Here is a 17,836-nt window from a genome sequence, read left to right on the forward strand (position 1 = left end):
TCAAGGCGAAGCTAAAGGGCTTGCCGCCTGCTCTTCACAGACAACAAGCCCTTTCGGTTGCTTGAACAATTTTTGCTTCGAAATATTGTCTAACTTTTCGGGGTCACTTCATTTGGCCGGGGAATTTTTTATGGCGCCGGGCGACGGTTTTCCTTCCGGATGCCCAGCACCAGGAAACGGATGAGGGGAAGGCGCCTGACCAGAGCGCAGAGGGCGAAGGTCCCCGCGGCGCCCAGCACAGCGGCGGCGGCATAGTTCCACACCGGCGGCAGCGCCAGAGCGTAGCGGAGCAGGGAGCAGACCGCCATCAGTACCGGGTAGTGGAGGACATACAGGCCGAAGCTGCACCGGGTCATGAAGCGGGTGAAGGGGGTCTCCCGGTCCCAAAGGACCTTGCCCCAGCCCAGAAGAGCCAGAATGACGGCCCAGAGATACAGGTTGGTCCAAAAGCTCTGGAGGCACTGTGGGGCGGTAAAGTCCGTGCCGTAGAAGCGGACCATATACACCGTGCCCGCGGCAGCGGCGGCGGCCAGCATGGGGACGCGGAGCCGCACGGCGGCGTCCTGGACCTCATCATGGGAGAAGATATAGTACCCCATCAGAAAGACCGCCAGGTAGATGCCGAAGCGGTACATGGTGAGCACGGGCACATTTCCCACCTGGGCCGCGCACCAGAGGGGGAGGAAGAGCAGGGGAAGGGCCGGGGCGCTCACCCGTCCGCCCAGCTTCCACAGCCTGTCATCCCGGTCCAGGCGGCGGAGAAGAATAAGCAGGCAGGAGAAGAGAAAGAGCATCTGGATGAACCACAGAGGCCCCATGCCGCTGAGTACCGCGACGGGGTAGAGCAGGGGAGCGGGAATATAGGAGAGCGCGCCTCCGGCGTGGAGGTTTAGCAGTCCGGTGACCCAGTGGATCACGAAGAGCCCCAGAGTGGAGGGGATGAGCAGCTTGTCCGCCCGCTCCCGCAGGAACTGCCGGGGCGTCCGCCGCTCCAGGGCGTACCGGGCGCTCATCCCCGCGATGAGGAAGAGAAGCGCCATGAACCAGGGGTAAACGATGTACATGGCCCCGTCAAGAGCCGGGATGCTCTCCGAGCCGGGCAGGCCGCCGGGGATGCCCACGCCGTTGAAGAGGTAGCACACATGGTAGAGCAGGACCAGCACCACGACAGCCCAGCGGAGATTGTCCAGATGGTGCCGCCTCATACCGGCTCATCCCCATTCTCCCCGCCGTCGAAGATGCTGGCAGTGATCCGGGCGATCATGGACTTGGGAGGGATGGCCAGCCCCCGGGACTCATCGCCCAGCAGGAGCAGGGTGTCCCCGGGCCTGATCTGAAAGACGTCCCGGGCCTGCTTGGGGATGACGATCTGTCCCTTCTCGCCTACGGTAACGGTCCAGGCGTATTTTCCATCGGGGTGTTTCATTGTGGTTTTACACCTCCTAAAAGTATGATTTGTATAATTTATTATACTTTTCTCCTGCGGCAACGTCAAGAGGGAAGGGACGCCGGGGCGAGGCGTGAAAGCGGGGGAGAAAAAGGGGAAAACCGTTTGCATTGGGCCCGGGGAATTGATATAATACTTTATTAACACAGTATGCCCATGGTTGGGCAGATGACAGAGAGGTGTCCGGCTTGTATCTGAAAGCGCTTGAGATCCAGGGCTTCAAATCCTTCCCTGATAAGACCGTGCTCACCTTCGGAGAGGATATCACGGCCATCGTGGGCCCCAACGGTTCGGGCAAGTCCAATCTCTCGGACGCCATCCGCTGGGTGATGGGGGAGCAGTCCACCCGGGCCCTCCGGGGCGGAAAGATGGAGGACGTGATCTTCGGCGGCACGGAACGGCGCAGGCAGCTGGGCTTTGCCGAGGTCAGCCTGGTGCTGGACAACACGGACCGCAGCTTCCAGGTGCCGGAGGACGAGGTGATGGTCACCCGCCGGTACTACCGCTCGGGGGAGAGCGAGTACTACATCAACCGCCGCTCGGTGCGCCTCAAGGACGTGAACGAGCTTTTTATGGATACCGGCCTGGGCCGGGAGGGCTATTCCATCATCGGCCAGGGCAAGATAGATGAGATCCTCTCGGTGAAGAGCGCCGACCGCCGGGAGGTCTTTGAGGAGGCCGCCGGTATCTCCCGCTTCCGCCACCGGAAGGAGGAGGCCGAGCGCAGGCTGGAGCGCACCGAGGAGAACCTGGTGCGCATCCGGGACAAGATCGACGAGCTGGAGCTGCAGGTGGAGCCTCTGCGCCAGCAGTCCGAGAAGGCGAAGAAATTCCTCGTCCTCCGGGACGAGATGCGCGCGCTGGAGATCTCCCTCTGGCTGGAGCAGCTGGATAAGCTGCGCGCGGCCGCCGTGCGCCTCTCCGCCGACTGCGAGCGGGCTGTCCGGGAGAAGGAGGACGCCCGCCAGGCGGTGGAGGCGCTCTACGCCCGGGTGGAGGAGCTCTCCGCCCGGATGCGGGAGAAGGACGTGAAGGCGGAGGAGGTCCGCTTTGACATGATGGGCCGCCAGGCCGACGCCAACGGGCTGGAGAGCGCCATCGCCGTGCTCAAGAGCAGCATCGAGAACAATCTGGAAAACGCCGGGCGGGTCCGCCGGGAGTTGGAGCAGCAGGAGGGGCGGGCCGGTTCCATCGCCGCCCAGATCGGGGAGCGGAAGGAGCGGCTGGAGCAGATCCTGGCCGATACCCGGGCGGGGGAGGAGACTCTGGCCCGGAAGGAGCAGGAGGCCGCCGACATCGCCAAAAGCGCCGGCACCCTGACCGAGGAGCTGGAGGAGCTGCGCCGGCGGGAGAATGTGGACGCGGCCTCGGCCGCCCAGGCCCGGGCCCTGCTGTCCGCCCTGGCTGCCGCGGCCCAGGAGCTGATGGACCGGGACGGCGCGGTGCGCCGGGAGCTGGCCGAGGGTGAGGATACCCTCCGGACTCTGGAGGAGGAGGCCAAGGCCGCCGCCGCCGAGCTGGAGCAGGCCAGAGAGGACCGGGATTCCCTGCGCAATATCATCAGCGGCCATACCCTCCGGGTCCAGACCCGGGAGCGCCGGGCGGAAGAGGCCGAGGAGCGCTGGCGGAAGCTGCAGATGGAGGACGGAGCCCTCCGCTCCCGCATCCATCTGCTCACCGAGCTGGAGAAGAGCTACGAGGGCTACCAGAAGGCGGTGAAGCTGGTGATGGGTGAGGCCGGGCGCGGCCAGCTCAAGGGCGTCCGGGGGCCGGTGGCCTCCCTCATCCGGGTGCCCGATCCGTATGCCGTGGCCATCGAGATCGCCCTGGGCGGCGCCGCGCAGAACATCGTGGTGGAACGGGAGGAGGACGGCAAGGCCGCCATCTCCTGGCTCAAGCGGCGGGACGGGGGCCGGGCCACCTTCCTGCCCCTGAGCGCCATCCGCCCCTCCGAGTTCCGGGACCGGGGCGTGGAGGGGGAGAAGGGCTTTGTGGGCATGGGCGACGCTCTTGTCGCCTTTGACGGGGAATACCGCCGGGTGTTCTCCAACCTGCTGGGCCGCACTGTTATCGCCGAGGACATGGACGCCGCCATCGCCATGGCCCGGAAGTACGGCCACCGCTTCAAGATCGTCACCCTGGACGGCCAGGTGTTGAACCCCGGCGGCTCCATGACCGGCGGCTCGGTGAGCCGCAGCGCCGGTATTCTGAGCCGGGCCAACGAGCTCTCCCGCCTGCAGGCTCAGGCCCAGGGCCTGAGCCGGTCCCTGGAGGAGGCCGGGCGGGACCGGGACGGGGCAAAGCGGGAGGCCGCCGCCGCCCGCTATGAGCTGGAAGCCGCCCAGGAGCAGGTCCGGCAGCATGAGGACGCCATTTTGAAGCTGGAGGAGCGCCGGGACAGCTACGACGCCCGCCTGCGGGAGCTGCGGGAACGCCGGACCGAACGGCGCGCCGAGCTGGAGCAGATCACCGCCCGCACCGCCCAGACCGACGCCGATACCGAGAAGGCCCGGCAGCGTATCGAGACGCTGGAGGGCTCCGCCGCCGCCCTGCGGGCCGAGGCCCGGGGCAAGGAGGAGGGCCAGACCGCTTTTCAGGAGAAGGCCCAGGCCGTCAGCAGCGAGATCGCCGGGGAGAAGGTGCGCCTGGCGGCGCTGGACGCCGAGCGGCAGGCCATCGGGAAAAGCCTGACCGAGCTGGAGGACCTGCGCCGGGAGCTGGCCGGCGACCGGGAGGAGCGCGCCGCTTTGCTAGAGCGGTATGACGAGAAAAACGAGAGCCTCAGGGAAGAGATCCGGCAGAAGGAGCAGGACCTTCAGGACATCCTGCGGGAAAACGAGGAGCGCCGGCAGGCCATTTCCCGCCTGAATGAGGAGAAGCTGGCGCTGGAGGGCCTGCGCAGCCAGGCCGACAGGGACAGCCGGGAGAAGAACAGCGCCCTGCTGGCCATGGAGCGGGAGGTATCTCTTCTGGAGCAGAAGAAGAACGCCGCCGCTCTGGAGGAAAAGAGCCTGCTGGATAAGCTGTGGGAGACCTATGAGCTCACCCACCAGGCCGCCCAGGCCCAGCGCATGGCGCTGGAGAGCACGGCCCAGGCTCAGCGCCGGGTGGCCGAGCTGAAAAAGGCCATCGCGGCCTTGGGCAACATCAACCTGGACGCCATTGACGAATTCCAGCGGATCAACGAGCGGTATACCTACCTCACCGACCAGCGGGACGATGTGGAAAAGGCCAAGCGGGAGCTCTCGGGCATCATCGCCTCCATCACTGACGAGATGAAGCGCATCTTCGCGGAACAGTTTGCCATTCTCAACGAGACCTTCGGCCATACCTTCCGGGAGCTCTTCGGCGGAGGTAAGGCCGCGCTGGAACTGGAGGATGAGGACGATATTCTGGGCTGCGGCATCGAGATCAAGGTGCAGCCCCCGGGCAAGGCCCTGAAGGTGCTCTCCCTGCTCTCAGGCGGCGAAAAGGCCTTCGTGGCCATCGCCCTCTACTTTGCCATATTGAAGGTGCGGCCCACCCCCTTCTGCGTTATGGATGAGATCGAGGCCGCCCTGGACGACGCCAATGTGGTGCGCTTTGCCCGCTACCTGCGGGGCATGGCGGAAAAGACCCAGTTCATCGTCATCACCCACCGCCGGGGCACCATGGAGGAGGCCGATGTCCTCTACGGCGTCACCATGCAGGAGCAGGGTGTGAGCCGGATGCTCACCATCAACCTGAACGATGTGGAAAAAGAGCTGGGCGTGAAGTAACGCCGGGGGCCCCGCAAGGCGGGGCGGCGCCGTGCGCCGTCAAGCGTTTTGACCGGAGGTCAAAACCTTGAGATCGGCGGGATTCACTCCCGGCGATCTGAGTAAAAGAAGGGGCCCCGCAAGAGCGAAGATCTTGTGGGGGTCACCATGCAGGAGCAGGGTGTGAGCCGGATGCTCACCATCAACCTGAACGATGTGGAAAAAGAGCTGGGCGTGAAGTGACGCCGGGGGGAGAAGCATGGACCGGAGCAGACACTGTGCCGCCTGCGGCATCGAACTGGAATTTTTAAAGAGAGAACATATCCAGCTGGGCAAGACCGGCTTTCTGCTGGGCGTCTGGCCCAATCTGCTGGCGGGCGCGCTGGACGCGGAGATCTGGGTCTGTCCCGGCTGCGGGAAGCTGGACTTCTACCTGGCCCGGCCGGAGGAGGAGATGGGCACGTGCGACATCGCCAAAGTGAGGTGCTCCGCCTGCGGTGTGGAATATGATATGGATTACCCAAAGTGCCCCAACTGCGGCGCAAAAAATATGAAATGGTAAGGAAGGTATCGGATGGGCTTTTTTGATAAGATCAAGGCGGGACTCACCCGCACCAAGGAGAACATTGGGCACTCCTTCGATCAGCTCTTTGCCGGGGAGCTGGACGACGATTTCTACGACGAGCTGGAGGAGACCCTAATCCTCTCCGACATGGGCGTGGAGACCGCCATGAAGGCGGTGGAGGAGCTGCGCCGGGCCGTCAAGGCCGACCGGATCCGGGACACGGAGGGGGCCAGGGAGTGCCTGCGGAACATCCTGGTGGAGTTTCTGAACGTGGGCGACCAGACGCTGAAGCTGGATAGCAGGCCCTCGGTGGCTCTCTTCATCGGAGTCAACGGCGTGGGCAAGACCACCACCATCGGCAAGCTCTCCGCCCAACTCAAGGGGGAGGGCAAGCGGGTGCTGATGGCTGCCGCCGACACCTTCCGGGCTGCTGCCGCCGACCAGCTGGAGATATGGTCCCAGCGGTGCGGGGTGGACATCGTCCGCCAGCACGAGGGGGCCGACCCCGCCGCCGTGGTCTTTGACGCCCTCTCCGCCGCCAAGGCCCGGGGGACCGACGTGATTCTGGTGGACACCGCCGGCCGCCTGCACAACAAGCAGAACCTGATGAACGAGCTCAGCAAGATCAGCCGCATCCTGGACCGGGAGCTGCCCGGCGCCGACCGGGAGACCCTGCTGGTGCTGGACGCCACCACCGGCCAGAACGGTCTCGTCCAGGCCAAGCAGTTCAAGGAGACTGCCGGCATCACCGGCATCGTCCTCACCAAGCTGGACGGCTCGGCCAAGGGCGGCATCGTGGTGGCCATCGCCCAGGAGCTGGGCGTGCCCGTGAAGTTTATTGGCGTGGGCGAGGGCATTGACGACCTGATGCCCTTTGACGCCGGTAGCTTTGTCCGGGCATTCGTATAAAAACGGACCGCGATCGATTTTATAGGGAAGGAAGGTAGTTCCATGGCCCGCATCGACGGAAGAAAAAACGATGAGCTGCGGCCCATCGAGATCATCCCCGACATCAACAAATTTGCGGAGGGCTCCTGCCTCATCCGCTGCGGCAACACCCATGTGCTGTGTACCGCCAGTGTGGAGGACCGCACCCCGCCCCATGTGAAAGAGGGCTGCGGCTGGGTCACCGCCGAGTATTCCATGCTCCCCCGGGCCAACCGGGAGCGGAGCCGCCGCGATATCGCCAAGCTCAAGCTCTCCCCCCGCTCGGCGGAGATCCAGCGCCTCATCGGCCGGGCCCTGCGGGCCTGCGTGGACATGGAGAAGCTGGGCGAGCGGACCATCACCATCGACTGCGACGTGCTCCAGGGGGACGGCGGCACCCGCACCGCCAGCGTCACCGGCGGCTTCGTGGCCCTGAGCCTGGCCTGCTGGAAGCTGGTGCAGGCGGGCGTGCTGCCTGAGATGCCCCTCAGGACCTGCGTGGCGGCGGTGTCCGCCGGCATCGTGGGGGACGAGGCCCTGCTGGACCTGTGCTATGAGGAGGACTCCTCCGCCCAGGTGGATCTGAACTGCGTCATGACCGGGGAGGGGGAGCTCATCGAGCTCCAGGGCACCGGCGAGGGCCGCCCCTTCACTATTGAAGAGCAGCGGACCCTGGTGGACCTGTGTGCCAAGGGCATCCGGGAGATCCAGACCATCCAGAAGCGCGTGCTGGGAGGTTGAGCCATGAAGCTGGTACTGGCGAGCAAGAATCAGAAGAAGCTGCGGGAGCTGCGGGAGATTTTGTCCGCCCAGGGGGTGGAGGTGGTCTCCGAGGCCGACGTAGGCGTGGATGTGGACGTGGAGGAGACCGGGACCACCTTTGAGGAAAATGCCCTGCTCAAGGCCAGGGCCGTGTGCGAGGCCAGCGGCCTGCCTGCCGTGGCTGACGACTCCGGATTGTGCGTGGACGCGCTGGGCGGCGCGCCGGGAGTGTATTCCGCCCGGTACGGCGGCCCCGGCCTGGACGATGTGGGCCGCTATCAGCTCCTGCTGGAGAACATGCGGGGCATGCTGGACCGGCGGTGTAAGTTCGTCTCGGCCATCTGCTGCTGCTTCCCCGACGGAGAGGTCATCACCGCCCGGGGGGAGTGCCCCGGCACCCTGGCCTACGCCCCCAAGGGGGAGGACGGCTTCGGCTATGACCCCATTTTTTTCCTGCCCGAGCGGAAAAAGACCTTCGCCGAACTGACGGCGGAGGAGAAGAACGCCATCTCCCACCGGGGGAGGGCGCTGGAGGAATTCCGTTCCAAGCTGGAAGATCGGTTGAAATGATACGCTTTTGGACCGGAAGGTCATCATACGAAAAGGAGATGCTACATTGGATCTGACAAGCAAACAGCGGGCCCAGCTCCGGGGGCTGGCCAACGGGATCGACACCATCGTGCAGGTGGGAAAGGACGGCCTGGGCGAAAATCTGGTCCGGCAGGTCAACGACGCACTGGAGGCCCGCGAGCTCATCAAGGGCCGGGTGCTGGAGAACTCCCTGCTCTCTCCCCGGGAGGCCGCCGAGGAACTGGCGGTGAAGGCCAGGGCCGAGGTGGTCCAGGTCATCGGGACCAAATTCGTCCTCTACCGCAAGAGCCACCGGAAGGACCTGACGGACCCCATCGTCCTGGTGCGGGACAACAAAAAGCGGGAGTAAGGCGCAACTGGGAGTATCCATATTGGGAAAGGGTGCTGTGTGATGAAAATCGGCATTTACGGCGGGACCTTCAACCCGCCCCATCTGGGGCATATGGCGGCGGCCCGGGCGGCCATGGAGGCGCTGGGCCTGGATAAACTGCTCTTTATCCCGGCCGCCATCCCGCCCCACAAGGAGCTGCCGCCCGGGACCCCCGGAGAAGCCCACCGGCTGGCCATGACGCAGCGGATGGCCGACAGCCTGATGCGTCCGGACCGGACAGAGGTGCTGGACCTGGAGCTGCGCCGGGGGGGCAGGAGCTATTCCTCCGACACGGTGGAGGAGCTCCACCGTACATGGCCGGAGGCCCAGCTCTGGTTCCTCATGGGGGCCGATATGTTCCTGACGCTGGAGCAGTGGCATCAGCCGGAGGTTTTGATGAGATACGCGGGCGTGGCGGCCTTTGCCCGTACCCGGGACGGCGGCGGGGCGCTGGAGGCCCAGGCCGCCCATCTCCGGGCGGCCTATGGCGCCCGGGTGGAGCTCATCCCCCTGCCCGGGGTGGTGGAGGTCTCTTCCACCCAGCTGCGCGCCGGACTGAGCCGGGGCCGGGGCGGGGAGTACCTGTGCCCCCAGGTGTACGGCTACATCCTGATGCACGGGCTCTACGGGACCCATGCCGATCTGACTGCTCTGAATGATGAGGAGCTCCGGGCCTGCTCCTGGTCCATGGTAAAGGCCAAGCGCATCCCCCACATCCGGGGCACCGAGGAGGAGGCCGTCCGGCTGGCCCTTCACTGGGGCGCCGATCCGGAAAAGGCGCGCAAGGCAGGCATCCTTCACGACTGCACCAAATATTTGGACCTGGAAGAGCAGTTGCAATTGTGCAGAAAATATGGTATCGTACTGGACGAATTGGAACAGCGGGCCGTGAAACTGCTCCATTCCAAAACGGGGGCCGCCATCGCCCGGCATGTATTCGGCATGCCGGAGGATATCTGCCGGGCCATCTACTGGCATACCACCGGCAAGGCCGATATGACATTGCTGGAGAAGATCCTGTATGTGGCGGACTATATGGAGCCCTGCCGGGCGTTTGATGGTGTGGAACGTCTGCGGGAGCTGGCTTATACCGATTTGGACGGCGCGGTGCTGCTGGGGTGTGAGATGAGCATCCAGGATATGGAGGAACGGAATCAGCCGGTCCACCGCAATACCCTGGAGGCCCGGGATTGGCTGCGGAACGGAAAGCGAGACTAGATAGAATGGGATCAGACAGAAGAGAGCCGCACAAGGGCGGCGCGCGGCTGCAGAAAAGTACCTCCGGCGGGCATAAGCCGGGACGGAAATGGGCGGAGATGACTCCCCGGGAGAAAACCCTGCGGGTGCTGGTCATCATCGCCGTGACACTGGCGGCCATCCTGCTGCTGCTGGTGGCGGCGTGGCGTATTTTTGTGCAGAAACCCACCATACCCGGGGAGCCCCAGGTGCCTGACCTGCCCCAGGTCAGCGGCTTGGATATCGACCTGGAGCGGCCCAACCGGACCAACGCCGACCGGAAGAAGGATTTCTTTACCTTTCTGGTCATCGGCCGGGACACCGGCGGCGGCGGCAATACCGACACCATCCTCCTGGCGGCCTATGATGTGCCCAATCAGGAGCTCAACGTGATGAGCATTCCCCGGGATACCATGGTCAACGTGCCCTGGGACATCAAACGCATCAATTCGGTATATAATTTCTACGGCGGCGGGGACGACGGCATCAAGGCACTTTACAAGGAGATCAGCCAGCTGGCGGGCTTCGTGCCCGACTTCCAGGTGGTGGTGGAATGGGACGCGGTGGGCGAGCTGGTGGAGGCCATCGGCGGGGTCTACTTCGACGTGCCCCGGAACATGAACTACGACGACCCCACCCAGGACCTCCACATCCACATCAGCAAGGGGTATCAGAAGCTTAACGGCGAGCAGGCCATGGGCGTGGTCCGCTACCGCCATGACAACGACATGCGCTACGGCTACCCCGACGGCGACCTGGGCCGCATCAAGACCCAGCAGGCTTTCCTGAAGGCGGTGGTGGCCCAGTGCCTGAAGATCGAGAACATGGCCCGGGTGAACCAGCTGGCCAAGGTGTTTACCGACAATGTGACCACAGACCTGAGCATCAATAACCTTGCCTGGTTTGCCGAGAAGGCCATCTTCGGCGGCCTGAGTATGGACAACGTGAACTTCTTTACCATGCCCAACGAGGGTCATATGGTGTGGAGCCGCAGCTACAACAGCTATCAGTCCTACGTCACCCCGGTGGAGGACGAACTGGTGGAGCTGGTGAACCGGCACTTCAACCCCTACAAGGACGACCTGGAGACCAGCGAACTGGACATCATGAGCGTGGGTGAGGACGGCCGGCTCTACTCCACCACCGGCCATGTGGAGGATACCAAGGCCAACGGCTCCGCTCCCTCGGGCAGCGGCAGCACCAGCCGTCCCTCCTCTGAGCCGGAGCCCAGCCGGGAGCCGGAGCTCCCCGTTTTCAGCGAGGAGCCCGTGCTGCCTCCGGAAACCGAAGAGCCCGCGGCCCCGGTGACTTCTGAGCCTTCGTCAGAGCCCACGCCGGTGCCAGAGCCTACGGCAGAACCCGCGCCTGAGCCGGTCCCGGAGCCCACGGCGGCGCCCGATCCCGGACCGGTCTCCGGCGGCGGAGAGGCTGAGGCGGCCCCTCCCCCCGAGTCAATGGGATGACCCTGAGACATCCGCACGGTTCAGAAGGAGCGCTTGCCCCTTCTGAGCTGCTTTGATCATACGATAAAAGGAGAATGAGTCTATGACCCCTTATGAACTGGCGCTGGCCGCGGCCAAGGCTCTGGACAGCAAAAAGGGCCGGGATATCAAGGTCCTGGAGACCGGACACCTGACCACCCTGGCCGACTATTTCGTGCTCTGCACAGCCACCTCCACCACTCAGGTCAAGGCCCTGGCCGATACCTGTGAAAAAATGCTCAAGGACCAGGGCGAGGCTCCCCACCATGTGGAGGGCCACCGGGAGGGCGGCTGGATCCTGCTGGACTTCTCCAGCGTGGTGGTCCACGTCTTTATGGAGGAATCCCGGAAATTTTATGATCTGGAGCGCCTCTGGTCCGACGCCAGAGAGGTGGACGTGAGCGCCCTCCTCCAGCCGGAGAGCTGAGAAAACCAAAAAAGTGCGCCGCCTTACAAAGACGGCGCACTTTTTGTCATTGAAATATTTGCGTTATTCCGCTCCCTGCTCTCCTTCGTGGGGATCGCCGTAGGTCCGGATCTCGGACTCGTCCAGGATGCCCTGGCGGACGTAGTAGTCGCCGACGGCGGCCTTGATGGCCTGCTCGGCCAGCACGGAACAGTGCATCTTGTGCAGGGGCAGGCCGCCCAGAGCCTCGGCCACCTGCTCGTTGGTGAGGGTGAAGGCCTGTTCCACGGTGCGGCCCTTAATCATCTCAGTGGCCATGGAGCTGGTGGCGATGGCGGCGGCGCAGCCAAAGGTCTTGAACCGGGCGTCGGTGATGACGCCATCCTCCACCCGCAGGGTGACCTGCATGATGTCCCCGCACTTGGGGTTGCCCGCCACCCCCACGGCATCGGGATCGTCCAGCGAACCGGCGTTGCGGGGGTGATTGAAGTAATCCATGACTTTATCGGTATACATAGCGATTCCTTTCTCTGCGGCAGATGCATGCGCTCTCTTGTCATGCCAGGGGCAAAGTCCTATTATGAATTATAAGAAGATAAGGCAAAAAAGTCAAGGCAAGACAGAGATCTGCACGCGGAAGGCGGGGGCCTTTTCCGTTGACGGGGGAGCCGGGGAATGGTATAGTAACAGTGAATATCCCCAACCGGTCCCGGAATGGAGGTCCTCTATGGAAAAAAAGAAGCTTCAAAGCATTCTGGCGATCATTGCATTTGCCGCCGGGCTCATGCTGGTAGTGCTCAGGCTGGACGCCCTGCTGGACTTCGCGGGCAGACTGCTGGGCCTGCTGCGGCCGGTGTATCTGGGTTTTGCCCTGGCCTTTGTCCTCAACCGGCCCTGTCAGGCCTTTTACCGGCTGTACGACCGGGGGCTGCGCCATCTGGGCGCCTCGAGGCTGAGCCGCCCTCTGGCGGTGGTGTCCTCCTATCTGCTGCTGATCGCCGTGCTGGGGGTCCTGATCTCCTTCGTGGTCCCCAAGGTGGTGGAGAGCGGCCAGCTCTTCGCGGCCAGCCTGTCGGGATATCTCTACAATCTGCGGGAGATGGCGGAGAAGCTCTTTACTTACCTTCATGTGGACGCGGATTTTCTGAACCGGATCCAGATCCCGGAGCTCACCACCTACCTGAAAAGCGCCCTGGAGGGGCTGGCCCAGGGGGTGAGCAATACGGTGCTGAGCGTGGTGGCATTCACCGGGACGCTGATCTCTGCCCTGGTCACCGGGCTCATGTCGGTGATCTTCTCCATCTACATGCTCAGCGGACGGGAGACCCTGCTGCCCCAGTGCCGCCGGGTCCTGCGGGCCTATGTGCCTGCCAAAGCGGCCGACGCTGTGCTGGATGTGGTCCACCTCACCGCCGCAACCTTCACCAATTTCGTCTCGGGCCAGCTCATTGAGGCCTGCATCCTGGGCGGGCTGTGCGCTGCGGGGATGCTCTTCATCCAGGCCGACTACGCCCCGCTGATCGGGGTGATCATCGGCGCATCTGCCCTGGTGCCGGTGGCGGGCGCCTATGTGGGCGCCGTGCTGGCGGCCTTCCTGCTGGTGATGGTCTCGCCGGTGAAGGCTGTCATTTTCCTCGTTTTTCTGGCCATCCTCCAGCAGATTGAGGGCAATGTGATCTATCCCCGGGTGGTGGGCACCTCCATCGGTCTGCCCGGTATCTGGGTGCTGACGGCGGTGACGGTGGGCGGAGGTCTCTTTGGCCTGCCCGGTGTGCTGCTCAGCGTGCCGGCGGCCTCGGTACTCTATACCCTGCTCAAGCAGGATGTGCGCCGCCGCCTGGCCCGGTCCGGCTCATAAGACGCAGCTTTTGCTTCCCTTCCGCCCCGGTGTGTTGCCGGGACGGAAGGGATTTCTGCTTCTATCGCCCCGCCAGGAGCCGGCGGTTGGTCATGTCCACGCCGAAGGCACCAAGAGGCGCGGTGATGAGGATGGCCAGCACCGCCACGGTAAGGACCATCTGCCCGCAGGGCAGGCCCAGGGAGAGGGGGATGGAGCCGATGGCGGCCTGGACGGTGGCTTTGGGGGTGTAGGCGATCATGCAGAACAGCCGCTCCCGCCGGGAGAGGGGGGTGCCCAGCATGCAGAGGAATACCCCCGCCATGCGGAAGAGCAAGGCGCCCAGGATGACCGCGATGGCGGCGGGACCGGCGGCTGCGGCGTAGCCCACGTCCACAGCGGCGCCCACCAGTACGAAGAGGAGCACCTCGGCCGCCACCCAGAGCTTGGCGTATTTGGCGGCCAGCCGCCGTGCCATGTCTGGTCTGCGCCGGGCAGCCATGCCGCAGGCCATGACGGCCAGCAGGCCAGAGAAGGGGAAGCGGCCCTTCAAGGTACTCTCCAGGGCCACCAGCAGGAAAGAGACGCTGAGCAGGATCACCACCTTGGCGGAATCCCGCAGGTGGAAGCGGCGGAAAAAGGCGGCAAAGGCTGTCCCCGCTCCCAGCCCGGCCAATACGCCGGTCACGATGGCGACGGGGATCTGGAGAACGGCGGCGGGGGAGAGGGACCCCCCCTGGGCCAGACCGGTGAGGGAGGTAAAGATAACGATGACGAACACGTCATCCACCGACGCGCCGGCCAGGATCATCTGGGGGATGCTGTGCTCCTGACCGTAACCCTCTTCCATCAGCCGCAGCATTTTGGGGACGATAACGGCGGGGGACACCGCCGCCGTCACAGCTCCCATGATGGCGGCGTCCAGCAGGGAGACCCCCAGCAGCCGGGGCGCGATGAGGACCATCCCTCCGATCTCGAGACAGGCTGGGACAAAGCACATCAGCACGGCGGGCCGGCCTACCCGCTTCAGGTCTCTGAGGTCCAGGTTGAGCCCGGCCCTGGTCAGGATGATGATGAGGGCCAGCTGCCGCAGATCGGCTGAGATGTTTAGAACAGAGGGGGCCAGCAGGTCCAGAACGCAGGGACCCAGCAGGATGCCGGCGATGAGCATCCCCAGCAGGGCGGGCAGCCTCAGCCCCTGTGCCAGCCGGCCCAGGATCATTCCGGTGAGAAAAATGAGTGCGAGACTTGTGAGCATGGTTTCATTCCTCCATCGCAGAGTCTGGCAGGATCAGCGCCTAAAGACGAAAAAAGCCGATGATCCTGCAAATTGCTTGCAGAAGTCATCAGCTGATACAGCGGTTTTGGCATAACGCCAGGGGAGAACCTCATTCCCTGAACGTCATTATAGGGGGAGGGGAGAAAAAAGTCAAATGCTTTTTCGGGCAGGGCGTGAAACGGGCAGCCCCGCTGCCGCTTGCGGCATGGACGCGGAGAGAGTATAATAATGTCTGCTGAATAAACCGCTTTGCGGTTTATTTGTGCGGCAACAGCCGCACAATTCGATCAAAAGGGCCATTCTCAGCCCTTTTGATCGAATTCAGGCATTATAATGAAAAAACGGACGGCAGCGGGCCGCAAACAGAGTCTGGAGGGATCGCCATGAGCGAGGTCATGAACAATATCCTGACACGGAGAAGCGTAAAGAAGTATAAACCGGACATGGTGCCGGAGGACGTACTGGAGAATATCATCCGGGCGGGCACCTACGCCGCCAACGGCCGGGGCAAGCAGTCCCCCATCATCATCGCGGTGACCGACCGGGCGGTGCGGGACAGGCTCTCCGCCCTGAACGCCAGGATCATGGGGAAGGACGAGAGCTTCGACCCCTTTTACGGCGCGCCGGTGGTCCTCATCGTGCTGGCCGACCGGGCCGCCCCCACCTGCGTGTACGACGGCAGCCTGGTCATGGGCAACCTGATGCTGGCCGCCCACGACGCGGGCCTGGGCAGCTGCTGGATCCACCGGGCTAAGGAGGAGTTCGACCTGCCCGAGGGGAAGGAACTGCTGCGCTCCCTGGGCATTGAGGGGGACTACGAGGGCATCGGCCACTGCGTGCTGGGCTATGCCGACGGACAGGCGCCTCAGGCGGCGCCCCGGAAGGAGAACTACGTCTACTACGTGAGATAGCGGTGCTCCGGCGGTGCCGGGCCGTATGACGTCCGGGTATCCTTATAACCGAATAACCGAAAAGAAGGACACGGTCTGGGCCGTGTCCTTCTTTTCGCCATATGGCCGCCATGCAGGTGCAGGCCGCTGACGATCATAAGTGTTAGTGATAGAGATACCTCTATTGCCGGTTCTGTGGAATGGCGTCAAAAGTTTCCGGCGGCGCAGCGGCCCCGGTTTCAGCAATATTTCAGAAAGCGGGTGTATGATTACCATAAGAGCCATATATCCTTTTCAGCAGGGAGACCGCTTATGAAAATACGGATCATAGAAGACGAGGCGCTCTTGGCAGATTCCCTCAAGACCCTGCTGCAGCTGAAAGGCTTTGAGGTGGAGGTCGTTTACGACGGGGAAGACGGCGCGGAGTATGCGGAGACGGGCATCTACGATCTGCTGATCCTGGATGTGATGATGCCCAAGCTGGACGGCTACCGGGTGGCGAGGCGCGTCCGCTCCCAACGGCTTACCACGCCCATTCTCATGTTGACTGCCCGGGCGGAGGTACAGGACCGCATTGAAGGACTGAATGCGGGGGCGGATTATTATCTGACCAAGCCCTTTGACAATCAGGAGCTGCTGGCCTGCATCAATGCTCTGCTCCGGAGGCAAGGTGCACAGATAGACGTACTGACCTATGGAAACACCTGCCTGGATCTGAGGTGTGATGCGCCTGCTGATGCAGACACAGGGGCGCAGTATCAAAAAGGAAACGCTGCTCACCCGCGTGTGGGGCCTTGACTCCAACGCCACAGAGAATAACGTGGAGGTCTATATCGGTTTCCTGCGAAAAAAACTCAAAAGCATCGGTTCCAATGTGCGGATCGAGTCGATCCGGCTGATGGGCTATCATTTGGAGGTGGACGAGACATGATCCGGCGTCTGCGCATCAAATTTGTCTGCATCAATATGACCATTGTGACCGTTATGCTCTGTGCGATCTTTGTAATGGTGCTCTCTTTTACAAAGACGAATCTGGAACGGGAGAGTATCCGCATGCTGCAGACAGTGGCATTGGATCCCATGCGTCTGGGGCACCCGGGGGAGGTGAGCGCCGGTGTCCGCCTGCCCTACTTTGCGCTGCAGCTCGGGACAGGCGGCGATCTGGTGGCCGCCGGCGGAGGCTACTACGACCTGACCGACGCGGAATTGCTGCGGGAGCTGGCCGCGCTGTCCACCGCATCCCCACAGCAAACCGGTGTGCTTTCGGAATACGGCCTGCGCTACCTCCGGGTGTCCACTCCCACCGCCCAATGCATCGTATTTGCGGATATCTCCAGTGAGGTAAGCACCATGAATCACCTGGTACGGAACTGTCTGCTCATCGGCAGCCTGAGCTTTGCGGCATTTTTTATCGTCAGCCTGCTGCTGGCCCGGTGGGCGGTCAAGCCGGTGGAGGTAGCCTGGACACAGCAGCGGCAGTTTGTGGCCGATGCCTCCCATGAATTGAAGACGCCCCTCACGGTGATCCTGAGCAGCACACAGCTGCTCAGGGAAGAGGGAGCGGACGAGACCACCCGCGCACGCCTGACGGATAACATCTTCTCCATGTCCCGCCAAATGAAACGCCTGGTGGAGAGCCTGCTGGAGCTGGCCCGGGTGGATTCCGGCTTTTCAGACAAGCCTCTTTCCGCCGTGGACCTGAGCAAGGCTGTGACCGAAGCGGTCCTGAACTTTGAGCCCGTGTTCTATGAGCGGCATCTGGAGCTAGACAGCAGCGTGGAGGAGCACATCCTTGTCAGGGGCAGCGAGGCCCACTTGAAGCAGGCGGCAGATATCCTGCTGGACAACGCCCGCAAATATGCCGCGCCGGAGAGCCGGGTGGAAGTATCGCTGAAGCGGGTGGGACGAAAACACTGCCTGCTGTCGCTAGCCAGCGCGGGCGCCGCGCTCACGCAAAAGGAACTGAAAGATATCTTCAAACGGTTTTACCGGGCCGACTCTGCCCGCAGCAGGGATGGCAGCTACGGGCTGGGGCTCTCCATCGCGGAGGGCATCGTGAAGGGCCACAGGGGGAGGATCTGGGCTGAGAGCAGGGAGGGCGTGAATACCTTTCTGGTACGTTTGCCTGTCTGTCGTGAAAACGGATACTGATTTCAAATAAAATGTTTTATTGGAAATCCTGCGTGCTTCGCACACTGGCGGCGGAGGGGGGGGGGGGGGGGGGGGGGGGGGGGGGGGGGGGCGGGCGGGGGGGGGTGTTGTTTTTATTTTTTTATGTCTCCTCGGGTGGGGCGGTACGCTTCAGCTG

General features: G+C 63.4%; 18 protein-coding genes and 1 riboswitch. Of the genes, 14 read left to right on the forward strand and 4 right to left on the reverse strand.

Annotation, left to right across the window (positions count from 1 at the left end; all coding sequences use genetic code 11):
• Positions 1 to 128: 128 nt before the first annotated feature.
• Entirely contained in the window at positions 129 to 1,205 is a 1,077-nt protein-coding gene (locus ACTNBZ_RS13715; RefSeq protein ID WP_441210758.1) for an acyltransferase family protein, read from the reverse strand.
• Positions 1,202 to 1,426 (reverse strand): AbrB/MazE/SpoVT family DNA-binding domain-containing protein, encoded by a 225-nt coding sequence (locus tag ACTNBZ_RS13720; protein ID WP_441210760.1) that lies wholly within the window; start codon positions 1,424 to 1,426, stop codon positions 1,202 to 1,204. Before ACTNBZ_RS13720 ends, ACTNBZ_RS13715 begins: the two co-directional genes overlap by 4 nt.
• A gap of 209 nt (positions 1,427 to 1,635) precedes the next feature.
• On the opposite strand from ACTNBZ_RS13720, the gene smc reads away from it, so the two are divergent.
• The 9 genes from smc to rsfS all read left to right on the forward strand — a co-directional run bounded on the left by smc (position 1,636) and on the right by rsfS (position 11,543).
• Positions 1,636 to 5,205: a chromosome segregation protein SMC gene (gene smc / locus ACTNBZ_RS13725; RefSeq protein ID WP_441210762.1), complete on the forward strand. Its 3,570-nt coding sequence runs from the start codon at positions 1,636 to 1,638 to the stop codon at positions 5,203 to 5,205.
• 238 nt (positions 5,206 to 5,443) lie between these two features.
• The gene (locus ACTNBZ_RS13730) at positions 5,444 to 5,746 is read left to right on the forward strand and encodes a hypothetical protein (RefSeq protein ID WP_441210764.1); all 303 of its coding nucleotides are present in this window, start codon (positions 5,444 to 5,446) and stop codon (positions 5,744 to 5,746) included.
• 12 nt (positions 5,747 to 5,758) lie between these two features.
• The gene (gene ftsY, locus ACTNBZ_RS13735; protein ID WP_441210766.1) at positions 5,759 to 6,658 is read left to right on the forward strand and encodes a signal recognition particle-docking protein FtsY; all 900 of its coding nucleotides are present in this window, start codon (positions 5,759 to 5,761) and stop codon (positions 6,656 to 6,658) included.
• A 42-nt stretch (positions 6,659 to 6,700) separates the two neighbouring features.
• A complete protein-coding gene (gene rph / locus ACTNBZ_RS13740) occupies positions 6,701 to 7,417 on the forward strand; it encodes a ribonuclease PH (RefSeq protein ID WP_441210768.1) in 717 nt (238 codons plus the stop codon).
• Between the two features lie 3 nt (positions 7,418 to 7,420).
• A complete protein-coding gene (locus tag ACTNBZ_RS13745; protein ID WP_441210770.1) occupies positions 7,421 to 8,008 on the forward strand; it encodes an XTP/dITP diphosphatase in 588 nt (195 codons plus the stop codon).
• 46 nt (positions 8,009 to 8,054) lie between these two features.
• Positions 8,055 to 8,378, forward strand: coding sequence for a YhbY family RNA-binding protein (locus ACTNBZ_RS13750; protein WP_441210772.1), 324 nt, complete (start codon positions 8,055 to 8,057; stop codon positions 8,376 to 8,378).
• Positions 8,379 to 8,420: 42 nt separating this feature from the next.
• Positions 8,421 to 9,617, forward strand: coding sequence for a bis(5'-nucleosyl)-tetraphosphatase (symmetrical) YqeK (yqeK, locus tag ACTNBZ_RS13755; protein WP_441210774.1), 1,197 nt, complete (start codon positions 8,421 to 8,423; stop codon positions 9,615 to 9,617).
• 5 nt (positions 9,618 to 9,622) lie between these two features.
• Positions 9,623 to 11,098, forward strand: coding sequence for an LCP family glycopolymer transferase (locus tag ACTNBZ_RS13760; RefSeq protein ID WP_441210775.1), 1,476 nt, complete (start codon positions 9,623 to 9,625; stop codon positions 11,096 to 11,098).
• 82 nt (positions 11,099 to 11,180) lie between these two features.
• Positions 11,181 to 11,543 carry a ribosome silencing factor gene (gene rsfS, locus ACTNBZ_RS13765; RefSeq protein ID WP_441210777.1) on the forward strand — a complete coding sequence of 121 codons (363 nt, stop codon included), beginning with the start codon at positions 11,181 to 11,183 and terminating at the stop codon, positions 11,541 to 11,543.
• A gap of 63 nt (positions 11,544 to 11,606) precedes the next feature.
• On the opposite strand, the gene ACTNBZ_RS13770 is transcribed toward rsfS, so the two are convergent.
• The gene (locus tag ACTNBZ_RS13770; protein WP_441210779.1) at positions 11,607 to 12,038 is read right to left on the reverse strand and encodes an iron-sulfur cluster assembly scaffold protein; all 432 of its coding nucleotides are present in this window, start codon (positions 12,036 to 12,038) and stop codon (positions 11,607 to 11,609) included.
• Positions 12,039 to 12,249: 211 nt separating this feature from the next.
• On the opposite strand from ACTNBZ_RS13770, the gene ACTNBZ_RS13775 reads away from it, so the two are divergent.
• Positions 12,250 to 13,380, forward strand: coding sequence for an AI-2E family transporter (locus ACTNBZ_RS13775; RefSeq protein WP_441210781.1), 1,131 nt, complete (start codon positions 12,250 to 12,252; stop codon positions 13,378 to 13,380).
• 61 nt (positions 13,381 to 13,441) lie between these two features.
• Here the strand turns inward: ACTNBZ_RS13775 and ACTNBZ_RS13780 are convergent, their stop codons facing one another.
• The gene (locus tag ACTNBZ_RS13780) at positions 13,442 to 14,617 is read right to left on the reverse strand and encodes a cation:proton antiporter (RefSeq protein ID WP_441210783.1); all 1,176 of its coding nucleotides are present in this window, start codon (positions 14,615 to 14,617) and stop codon (positions 13,442 to 13,444) included.
• Between the two features lie 72 nt (positions 14,618 to 14,689).
• A riboswitch (Fluoride riboswitch) is annotated at positions 14,690 to 14,764 on the reverse strand.
• A 257-nt stretch (positions 14,765 to 15,021) separates the two neighbouring features.
• Here ACTNBZ_RS13780 and ACTNBZ_RS13785 point away from each other — a divergent pair.
• From ACTNBZ_RS13785 to ACTNBZ_RS13800, 4 genes are all read left to right on the forward strand, one after another.
• Positions 15,022 to 15,549 carry a nitroreductase gene (locus ACTNBZ_RS13785; RefSeq protein WP_441210785.1) on the forward strand — a complete coding sequence of 176 codons (528 nt, stop codon included), beginning with the start codon at positions 15,022 to 15,024 and terminating at the stop codon, positions 15,547 to 15,549.
• 291 nt (positions 15,550 to 15,840) lie between these two features.
• Positions 15,841 to 16,326 carry a response regulator gene (locus ACTNBZ_RS13790; protein ID WP_441210787.1) on the forward strand — a complete coding sequence of 162 codons (486 nt, stop codon included), beginning with the start codon at positions 15,841 to 15,843 and terminating at the stop codon, positions 16,324 to 16,326.
• Positions 16,265 to 16,459 (forward strand): helix-turn-helix domain-containing protein, encoded by a 195-nt coding sequence (locus tag ACTNBZ_RS13795; RefSeq protein WP_441210789.1) that lies wholly within the window; start codon positions 16,265 to 16,267, stop codon positions 16,457 to 16,459. Before ACTNBZ_RS13790 ends, ACTNBZ_RS13795 begins: the two co-directional genes overlap by 62 nt.
• Entirely contained in the window at positions 16,456 to 17,679 is a 1,224-nt protein-coding gene (locus ACTNBZ_RS13800; protein ID WP_441210791.1) for a sensor histidine kinase, read from the forward strand. The genes ACTNBZ_RS13795 and ACTNBZ_RS13800 overlap by 4 nt, the downstream gene beginning before the upstream one ends.
• Positions 17,680 to 17,836: the final 157 nt, after the last annotated feature.

This window comes from Pseudoflavonifractor sp. HCP28S3_F10, from assembly GCF_052065415.1.
GTDB lineage: Bacteria > Bacillota > Clostridia > Oscillospirales > Oscillospiraceae > Pseudoflavonifractor_A.

Excerpts from the sequence above, each read along its gene's own strand:
- ACTNBZ_RS13770 (WP_441210779.1), bottom strand. The coding sequence starts at position 12,038 with ATGTATACCGATAAAGTCATGGATTACTTCAATCACCCCCGCAACGCC.
- ACTNBZ_RS13785 (WP_441210785.1), top strand. The coding sequence starts at position 15,022 with ATGAGCGAGGTCATGAACAATATCCTGACACGGAGAAGCGTAAAGAAG.
- ACTNBZ_RS13795 (WP_441210789.1), top strand. The coding sequence starts at position 16,265 with ATGCAGACACAGGGGCGCAGTATCAAAAAGGAAACGCTGCTCACCCGC.
- ACTNBZ_RS13730 (WP_441210764.1), top strand. The coding sequence starts at position 5,444 with ATGGACCGGAGCAGACACTGTGCCGCCTGCGGCATCGAACTGGAATTT.
- ACTNBZ_RS13800 (WP_441210791.1), top strand. The coding sequence starts at position 16,456 with ATGATCCGGCGTCTGCGCATCAAATTTGTCTGCATCAATATGACCATT.
- ACTNBZ_RS13745 (WP_441210770.1), top strand. The coding sequence starts at position 7,421 with ATGAAGCTGGTACTGGCGAGCAAGAATCAGAAGAAGCTGCGGGAGCTG.
- ACTNBZ_RS13720 (WP_441210760.1), bottom strand. The coding sequence starts at position 1,426 with ATGAAACACCCCGATGGAAAATACGCCTGGACCGTTACCGTAGGCGAG.
- rsfS (WP_441210777.1), top strand. The coding sequence starts at position 11,181 with ATGACCCCTTATGAACTGGCGCTGGCCGCGGCCAAGGCTCTGGACAGC.
- ACTNBZ_RS13780 (WP_441210783.1), bottom strand. The coding sequence starts at position 14,617 with ATGCTCACAAGTCTCGCACTCATTTTTCTCACCGGAATGATCCTGGGC.
- ACTNBZ_RS13790 (WP_441210787.1), top strand. The coding sequence starts at position 15,841 with ATGAAAATACGGATCATAGAAGACGAGGCGCTCTTGGCAGATTCCCTC.
- ACTNBZ_RS13760 (WP_441210775.1), top strand. The coding sequence starts at position 9,623 with ATGGGATCAGACAGAAGAGAGCCGCACAAGGGCGGCGCGCGGCTGCAG.
- ftsY (WP_441210766.1), top strand. The coding sequence starts at position 5,759 with ATGGGCTTTTTTGATAAGATCAAGGCGGGACTCACCCGCACCAAGGAG.
- ACTNBZ_RS13775 (WP_441210781.1), top strand. The coding sequence starts at position 12,250 with ATGGAAAAAAAGAAGCTTCAAAGCATTCTGGCGATCATTGCATTTGCC.
- yqeK (WP_441210774.1), top strand. The coding sequence starts at position 8,421 with ATGAAAATCGGCATTTACGGCGGGACCTTCAACCCGCCCCATCTGGGG.
- ACTNBZ_RS13715 (WP_441210758.1), bottom strand. The coding sequence starts at position 1,205 with ATGAGGCGGCACCATCTGGACAATCTCCGCTGGGCTGTCGTGGTGCTG.
- rph (WP_441210768.1), top strand. The coding sequence starts at position 6,701 with ATGGCCCGCATCGACGGAAGAAAAAACGATGAGCTGCGGCCCATCGAG.